A 7,495-nucleotide genomic window follows, 5' to 3' on the forward strand; every position below is an offset into this window, starting at 1 on the left:
CTTGGAGTTCACCCCGGAGCAGTTCAAGAAACTCTTCCCCCATCTGGCGAGGGAGATGGGGAAAGAAGGTACGGTGAGGATTTCGGGGAGCAGAACGGATGAAGGGGAGGCGGAAAAAGCGGCGATGGGTGAGGGGTTTTCCCCCTCCGCGGTGGACTTCCTGCGCAGGTGTGACACGGAGAGGGAGGCTGAAGAGATCATCGATTACTTGGAGAAAAGAGGAGAGATCACGCACGAGTATGCGGAGGCACTGAGGAAGCAGCTGAAGGAAAAGGGAGTGAGGAGCTTCGGGAGCAAAAAGGAACCTGGTTATTACTTTGAGCACTTCGGTTTTCCATGATAGAACTGGGTTTAGTGGGGAAGCCCAACACGGGTAAGAGTACCTTTTTCAATGCCGTCACCCTCGCCAATGTGCCAGTGGCCAACTATCCCTTCACCACCATCGAACCCAACGTGGGAGTGGCTTACGTGAGGGGGAAATGTCCATGCGTGGAATTTGGGGTAAAATGCCATCCGAGAAACTCCACCTGCATGGGAGGAGTGAGGTACATACCCGTGAGGATAATAGATGTGGCTGGTCTGGTGAAGGGGGCGCATCAGGGAAAGGGGTTGGGGAACAGGTTCTTGGATAGCCTTCGCATGGCCTCGGCCCTGCTACACGTGGTGGATGCAGCTGGTTCCACCGATGAAAACGGAAGGCCCTGTCCCCCCGGAACCCACGATCCCCTCGAGGACCTGGCTTTCCTGGAAGAGGAAATAGATCTTTGGTTGTGCGGTATTCTGGAGAGGGGATGGAAGAAATTCACCAGGACGGTGGAGCTCAGAGGAGAAGATTTGGAAAAGGAACTTTCAAGGAGGTTGAGCGGATTGGGCATCACGGAGGAGCAGGTTTCTTTGGCCCTTCAGCGGGCACCCCTGGATCCCTCCCATCCGCTTGAGCTGGCGAGGGAGCTCAGGAAGCTGAGCAAGCCCATCATGGTGGTGGCCAACAAGGCCGACCTAGAACCAGCCCAAAGAAATGTGGAGAGGATGCGCGCGGCAGGTTATGTGGTGGTTCCCGTAAGTTCGGAGGCCGAATTGCTCCTCAGAAGGGCCGCGGTCAAGGGCCTCATCTCCTATCGTCCGGGCGATTCTTCCTTTTCCATCCTCAAACCGGAGGTCCTCACTCCAGAACAGCTCAAGGCGCTGGAGGCCGTGAAGAGATACCTAGAAAAATGGGGGAGTACGGGGGTGCAGGAATGCCTGGATACTGCCGTTTATAAGTTCCTGAATCTGATAGCGGTATATCCCGTGGAGGACGAGAACAAGCTTACGGATAAGGAAGGAAATGTTCTCCCTGATGCCTTTTTGGTTCCGCGGGGGACCACGGCCAGACAATTAGCCTATAAAATCCACACAGAGTTGGGAGAATCCTTTCTCTACGCCATAGATGCGAGAACGAAACGTAGGGTTGGGGAAGACTATCAGTTGAAGGACGGTGACGTGATAAGCATCGTGGCCGCCAAGGGTAGATAGCCTCTAGGAAGATTCGGCCTTTCCCATGGGCTCCTCCGTCTTATAACGGCGGAGGAGGAGATAAAGGCCCAAGAAGAAGAAGGCAAGGAGTAAGTAAATCAAACCCTTCAGGACCATCATCCCATCCCCAGTTCTTCCAGCAACCTCTTGCTCTTCTCCCTTCCCACCAACCTCTCCAGTTCTTCCCTCCATCCCTCCCCTTGAACCCTCAAGAGCTCCTCCACCTTCTCCGCGGTTTCGGGGCTCAAATCCCTCAGGGCCTTCCTTATCCAGTCCCTCCTCCTCACGTCTTCCGGTCTGAAAACCGCTCCCATCTTTTATCCTTCTTCCTCAGGATAGTTATTCCTTGCTGGAAGGGACTTCACCCTTCCCAGATAGGTACCATCCAAAAGGAAGGCCTCCATCTCTTCCAGGCGCACGGCGCCGCATCTGAAGAGGGGACCCAAGAGTTCTTCCGAAGAAGGTCCGTTCACGGCATACCCTCCTACCAGCTCCCCGAAGGCAGGCATCACGATGAGTTCCCTTTCGCCCTCCACCCCCTTCTTCCTTTTCGGGGGGAGGAGGGAGGTGTCCACCCTTCCCTTCAGCCAGACTGGGGCCACCAGTCTGCCCCCTAGGGAATCCCTGAACTCCACGGCAGGGTGGCTATGGGCACAAACCAGTACTCCCGCATTCCACAGCTCGGGGGAAGGCCAGGTGTGGCCATGCAGGAGTCCTACCTTTCCCACCCTTATCCCCTCAGGGTCATGTACTTTTATCCCCGGAGGTACCATCCCTTCTATGTCTCCGTCATGGTTTCCCTTCACCACTTCTACCTCCACCAGTTCCGACAACGCTTCGAAAAAGGAGGGAAGTTCGGCCCATTCCCTCCAGGTGCTGGTAGGAACGTTGTGTTTCACGTCTCCTAGGAAGATCAACTTGTCGGGTTTTTTCCTCCTTATGAGCTCCTCCAGTTTTCTTCGTGCGGAGGGAATTTGGCTGGGAAGAGAAATACCTTGTTCTGCCAGCTCCCCTTCTATCCCCAAATGGAGATCGGCCACTACCAGTACCCGCATGCCTTCGGAGGAGAGAAAGAGCGCAGGAGAGCCCACGACAGGGCAAATCTTCAAGGTCTTAGAGCTTCCAGAGCCCTAGCAGCAGGCCTAGGATGAAGCTCAGGGAAGTGTAGGGAAGGATGTCTTTAATGGTGTTTCCCGTTTTCAGGAGATTGGGTAGGTAATCCATGGCCCTTTCCAGCAGGTTTTCGACGGAGAAGGCGATGGATCCAGTCACGGCAAGAATGGCCACCAGCACCAGCAAGAGGATGATGAACTTTGCAGCCGCTTTGATCATAGCTCCCACTACTAGTCCTATCAGGAAAGGAGCAACGAGGGGAACGAGCCAGCTGGGGTCGACTCCCATCTTTTCTCTTTTCCTTCAAGGAATTTAAAAAAGTTCAGTAAGCGATTTGAAGTGGGGCGAGTTTCATTTCCCTCTTTCTTTCCCTGAGCAGTTCCCTAGCTGTCTTGAAGGCATAGTCCAAGTCGTAAACCCCTTTTCCCATCGTCTTGGCCCTGGTGAGTATCTCCTTCTCCGTCTTGTTCTTGAGCTTGCCCACTGCCAGCGCTCCTATGCCGAAGATTCTTGGGCGGAACTCCTGTAGATCGTAGTCAGGTCTCAGTCCCGCGATTCCACTCGGTGGAACGGCGTTAACATCAGCCATGATTTTCTCGCTTCCCTCCAACCTCTCCAGGGTTTGCTCGGAGACCAGCTCCACTCCGGGTGCTCCACTCGCTACCACCACGTAAGCATCCCTGAGAAGCTCGAAGGTTTTTTCTTGATCGTCCACTTGTATTCCTTCCACTTTGACACCCCACCTCTCCAGGATTTCCTGGGCGCTTTTTCTGGCCCTCTCTTCTTTTCTAGAGGTGAGGTACACTTGGAAGCCCAACCTACCTAAGAGAGTGGCCGAGGCCATCCCCACCGGTCCCGTTCCAGCGAGCACCACTGCTTTCAAGCCCTCACTCACCATCCCCAGCTTTTTCACTCCTTCCTCTATCTTGGCCACCAAGGCCGCGGAGGTGGTATAGGCCCCATGGGGATCTATCACCACGGAGGTCTCGAAGGGTGGAAACATGCTCTCCTTCACCACCTTTAGGATTTTCTCGGCTTCCTCCAGAGATTTCCCTCCTATGAGAAAAGTGGAGCGTTTCACCCCCTTTGGACCTCTGGAGAAAAGGGCATCCTGAACGATATTTCTGGCATCTTCCGCCTTAACTCCTGCATACGGGATGACGGCGTCGAATCCCACATCGTAGGCTAAAGAGATGTCGAAGGGACTAACGTGGGGCTCGGTATCGAGGAAAAAAAGGAGGAAAGGCATCTCTTCTCTTTCCACGATCCTCACCGCAGGGGTTACCTCGAAACCAGGCAATTCGAGGTCCCTCCCCAACCTGGTGGGGGGAAAATTCATTTTCAGGTTGGGGAGGGCCTTCTTCTCCAGTTTCACATGGATGAGGTTCGCCCCCATCGATCTGAGAAGCTTCGCCACACCTTCTATGTGTCTGGGACTACTCAGGTGTACCACCAGCACTTCGTCTTTTTCCACCTTCCTAGCCCTTTCCAAGATTCCCATGGTGATCCAAGCTTCTCTAACTTCGAACTCGGCCTTCCTCATCTCCTCTTCCAGTTCTTGGTGTAGGTACTGGACATAGGCCTTCAGATACTCGAATTGCTGTGGGGAGAGCTTCTCGCTTTTCTTCTTGCGCGCCAATACTTTCAAGATTTCATCCCTTTTCTCCTTAAGTTCACTCACTTTTCCTTCTAGGTAATATCTGGCATTTTCGTCAACGTCAGCGGGGTAGAGGGGTATTCCTTTCTCAGAACATATTTGGGCTATTGGGTTTTCCTCGTAGAATTCTCTCTCGCTCCTCCTTCCCCTCTCTTCGGTGACGAAGTCAGGCTTTTCCTTCGTCAAGAGTTCCCAAAGGAATTCCCTGAAGGCCGCTGAGGGTGTTCGAATCACTTCGAGGGCTTTTGGAAGACGGGGGAACAGAACCTCGTCGTGTTCCCAGAGGGGCTCGTCGTACTCCTTTTCCACCATCAGCACTGTCCATTTCTTTTCCAGGGGTTCCAACTCGAGGGTTTTCATTTTTCTCACCTCCATCTATACATACTTTCTGCCCTTTTATATACTTTTGGAATAGATTTTTTAAATTCTTCTCGACAGTATATACTTTATTTAAAAAAATATAAGTCAACATTTAAATTTTTGAGGAAAGAAGTCAGGGATTTTTTGGGGGAGATCCTGTATCCGCCGTTGGACATCCATTTATTATTTGGCTTTGGAAGGTATACCACCACTTTGAGCTTTCCGAAGCGCTCTTCCACCCTTATCTTCAGCATCCTTTTCTTCGGAAGCTATTAAAATAAATACTTTTTCCTTATAATACATATAACAACTCAAATGTATATACTAAAAGGGAAGAGAGAAATTTAGAAACTGGACCAAAGAAATATATATGCGTAAAGAAAAAATATAAACTGTGCAACCGAGAAAGGTAGTCCAACTGGGAAAATCGACCCTAGTAATATCACTTCCCAAGCAATGGGTGGACTTGCATGGATTGAAACCAGGTAGGACCGTTTACCTGGGTATGAAGGGAGATGGATCTTTGTTTGTTTACCCAAAGGAGCTCAGAGAAGAGGAAAGGGAGCTCACCATCAACTTCGAGAAGGACAAGAAGAAGGAAGTATTCATCAGGGAGGTGGTTTCTGGATACTTAAATGGGATCTCCCGCTTCCGGATTGTATCCAGGGAGGTTTTCAACGCCGAACAACAGCAAACGGTGAGGGACATAGCTGGCAAACTTTACCTGAGAATCATGAAAGCCGATTCCCAAGAATTTCTCGTAGAGAGTCTACTCGACATGTCGAAGATTTCCCTTCACACTGGCATGAAAAGGATGCATACCATTGTGGCTTCCATGTGTGCGGACATGCTTAAAGCTCTCCAAGAAGAGAACGCGGAGCTGGCTAAGACCGTTGCCTCTCTAGACGAGGATGTGGATCGTTTTTCCCTCCTTCTTCTTAGAATGTTGCGGAATGCAGCCTTTGATCCCGTGATAGCGGGAAAGATAGGGATCAATCTCTTGGATTGTTTGGATTATCAGAATTTCATCCAACAGATGGAAAGGGTGGCTGATTTGACGGTAAACATTTCTAACTTGCTTATCCACCAAGAGGAGAAGTTCCATCCTTCCGTGCTGGAAAAGATGGTGAACATGGGACAAGCTTCCTATTTGTATTTTGAAGAAGCGGTGGAAGCTTTTTGGAACAAGGACACAGAAAAGGCCAACAAAGTACTGGACGCAGCGGGAGAGATGGACGAGCTGAACATGCTGGTATTGGGGGAGATGGCCAAGAAGGAAAAACGTCCTTTCGCGGTGTGTTCAACCTGCTTGGTGAGGGCCAACCTCATGGATATCTATACCTGTGGAGGGGAAATAGCTAAGACAGTGATCAACCATACTTTTGGTTACCCCATTCAGAGTCAGGACGGATCCAGTGAATAAAATGAAAAAAGAAGAAGTGGTCAGCGTTGTCTGTGCTTGGTGTAGGGGAAGCGGCTGGGGATGTTGTAATGCGAAATGTCCCGCCTGTAAGGGAAAGGGAAGTGTGATGGTGGCCTTCCCTCCCACTAAGTGTGGGTTATGTGGAGGAACCGGTAGAACCAAAGATTATTTGATGTGCCCATCGTGTGAGGGAACGGGATGGGCACATGTGCGATGGTGATTTTAAACCACTATGTCTCTCTAAGGAGGTAAAATACAAAATATATTCGATTAATCCAATTTATATATTATAAGGGAAAAGTATATAAAATCCGGGGAAAGAATTAGGTTGGTGAGTAGGTGAGTAAGGTAAAATGTCAGCACTGTGGATACGTCTGGGATTACCGCGGAAAGGGGGCTTTCTATACCACCTGTCCCCGCTGCAGGTTTAAGGTCAAGTTGCCAGAGGGAGCGAAGGAGAGGGGTCCAGAATCACAGCCCGAACAGCAAATGAAGTTAACCGGAATGGGCAATCTCGTGAACAAGGTTTTGGAAGAATTCGGTTATGACAGAACCAAACTGATTCAAATCCTGTTGAGACTTCAGAAGGGATTGGGCTGGCTTCCGATGGAGGTCCTCTTTGAAGTGAGCAAGCAACTCAACGTGCCTTTGAGCAACGTTTACCGCATCGTAACCTTCTATAAGGCTTTCACCCTGAGTCCAAGGGGAAGGAACCTGATCAGAGTTTGTATGGGTACTTCCTGCCAAGTGAGGGGTTCGCAGATGATTTTAGAGAGGATAATGAATCTGCTGGGCATCTCTCCCGGAGAAACCACCCCAGATCTCCAGTTCACGCTTGAGACGGTCAACTGCTTGGGATGTTGTGCGATAGGGCCTGTGATAATGATAAACGATGACTACTACGGGAACCTCACGCCAGCTTCCGTGGCGAAGCTGCTGGAAAAGTTCGGAGTAAAAGCCGCGCCTTCAGCCGTACCCGCAGAAGTGGAGGCGAGGGTGAGAAAATGAGGCTGAAATCACCTGCAGACTTGAGCAGATGGAGGGAGGAGCTTCTTAGGGGTAGGGATCCCAATCGCCCCCTCCTCACCATCTGCACCAAATCGGCCTGTGGCCTGGCGGCTGGGAGTGATAAGGTCCTAGCAGCTTTGGAGGAGGAAATAGAAAGCAGGGGATTGGTGGGAAGGATAGAGGTAAAGGAGACGGGTTGTAACGGGTTCTGCCAGAGGGAGCCCGTGGTCACGGTTTATCCGGACGAGACCTTTTATGTTTCGGTCAGACCTTCCGATGTTAGAGAAATTGTGGATGCCGTGGTTTCGGGAGGGGTGGTAGACCGCCTCCTCTATCAGGATCCCGTCACGGGACAGAGGATCAGGAAGGCCTCCGACCTCCCCTTCTACCGCCACCAGCAAAAGCTCCTCCTCTCCCTC

General features: G+C 51.1%; 10 protein-coding genes. 5 read left to right on the forward strand and 5 right to left on the reverse strand.

Annotation, left to right across the window (positions count from 1 at the left end):
• The first annotated feature begins 1 nt into the window (after position 1).
• Together QXG22_04705 and QXG22_04710 are read left to right on the forward strand one after the other, a co-directional pair.
• Complete coding sequence (locus QXG22_04705) at positions 2 to 340, forward strand: DUF2095 family protein (GenBank protein MEM0359289.1); 339 nt, start codon at positions 2 to 4, stop codon at positions 338 to 340.
• The gene (locus QXG22_04710; protein ID MEM0359290.1) at positions 337 to 1,515 is read left to right on the forward strand and encodes a redox-regulated ATPase YchF; all 1,179 of its coding nucleotides are present in this window, start codon (positions 337 to 339) and stop codon (positions 1,513 to 1,515) included. Before QXG22_04705 ends, QXG22_04710 begins: the two co-directional genes overlap by 4 nt.
• Positions 1,516 to 1,631: 116 nt before the next feature.
• Here the strand turns inward: QXG22_04710 and QXG22_04715 are convergent, their stop codons facing one another.
• The 5 genes from QXG22_04715 to QXG22_04735 form a co-directional block, all read right to left on the reverse strand.
• Positions 1,632 to 1,829 carry a hypothetical protein gene (locus QXG22_04715; protein MEM0359291.1) on the reverse strand — a complete coding sequence of 66 codons (198 nt, stop codon included), beginning with the start codon at positions 1,827 to 1,829 and terminating at the stop codon, positions 1,632 to 1,634.
• A 3-nt stretch (positions 1,830 to 1,832) separates the two neighbouring features.
• Positions 1,833 to 2,570 (reverse strand): metallophosphoesterase, encoded by a 738-nt coding sequence (locus tag QXG22_04720; protein ID MEM0359292.1) that lies wholly within the window; start codon positions 2,568 to 2,570, stop codon positions 1,833 to 1,835.
• A gap of 58 nt (positions 2,571 to 2,628) precedes the next feature.
• Positions 2,629 to 2,916, reverse strand: coding sequence for a hypothetical protein (locus QXG22_04725; GenBank protein MEM0359293.1), 288 nt, complete (start codon positions 2,914 to 2,916; stop codon positions 2,629 to 2,631).
• A gap of 34 nt (positions 2,917 to 2,950) precedes the next feature.
• Positions 2,951 to 4,660, reverse strand: coding sequence for an NAD(P)-dependent methylenetetrahydromethanopterin dehydrogenase (locus QXG22_04730; GenBank protein MEM0359294.1), 1,710 nt, complete (start codon positions 4,658 to 4,660; stop codon positions 2,951 to 2,953).
• 71 nt (positions 4,661 to 4,731) lie between these two features.
• Positions 4,732 to 4,899: a hypothetical protein gene (locus QXG22_04735; GenBank protein ID MEM0359295.1), complete on the reverse strand. Its 168-nt coding sequence runs from the start codon at positions 4,897 to 4,899 to the stop codon at positions 4,732 to 4,734.
• A gap of 140 nt (positions 4,900 to 5,039) precedes the next feature.
• Here QXG22_04735 and QXG22_04740 point away from each other — a divergent pair, with 140 nt between their 5' ends.
• From QXG22_04740 to QXG22_04750, 3 genes are all read left to right on the forward strand, one after another.
• The gene (locus QXG22_04740; protein MEM0359296.1) at positions 5,040 to 6,068 is read left to right on the forward strand and encodes a phosphate uptake regulator PhoU; all 1,029 of its coding nucleotides are present in this window, start codon (positions 5,040 to 5,042) and stop codon (positions 6,066 to 6,068) included.
• A gap of 339 nt (positions 6,069 to 6,407) precedes the next feature.
• The gene (gene nuoE / locus QXG22_04745; GenBank protein MEM0359297.1) at positions 6,408 to 7,076 is read left to right on the forward strand and encodes an NADH-quinone oxidoreductase subunit NuoE; all 669 of its coding nucleotides are present in this window, start codon (positions 6,408 to 6,410) and stop codon (positions 7,074 to 7,076) included.
• The coding region (locus tag QXG22_04750) for a (2Fe-2S) ferredoxin domain-containing protein (protein MEM0359298.1) at positions 7,073 to 7,495 on the forward strand (423 nt) is incomplete at its 3' end. The genes nuoE and QXG22_04750, both read left to right, overlap by 4 nt.

The organism is Candidatus Hadarchaeales archaeon (genome assembly GCA_038736355.1).
Classification (GTDB): Archaea; Hadarchaeota; Hadarchaeia; order Hadarchaeales; family WYZ-LMO6; genus WYZ-LMO6.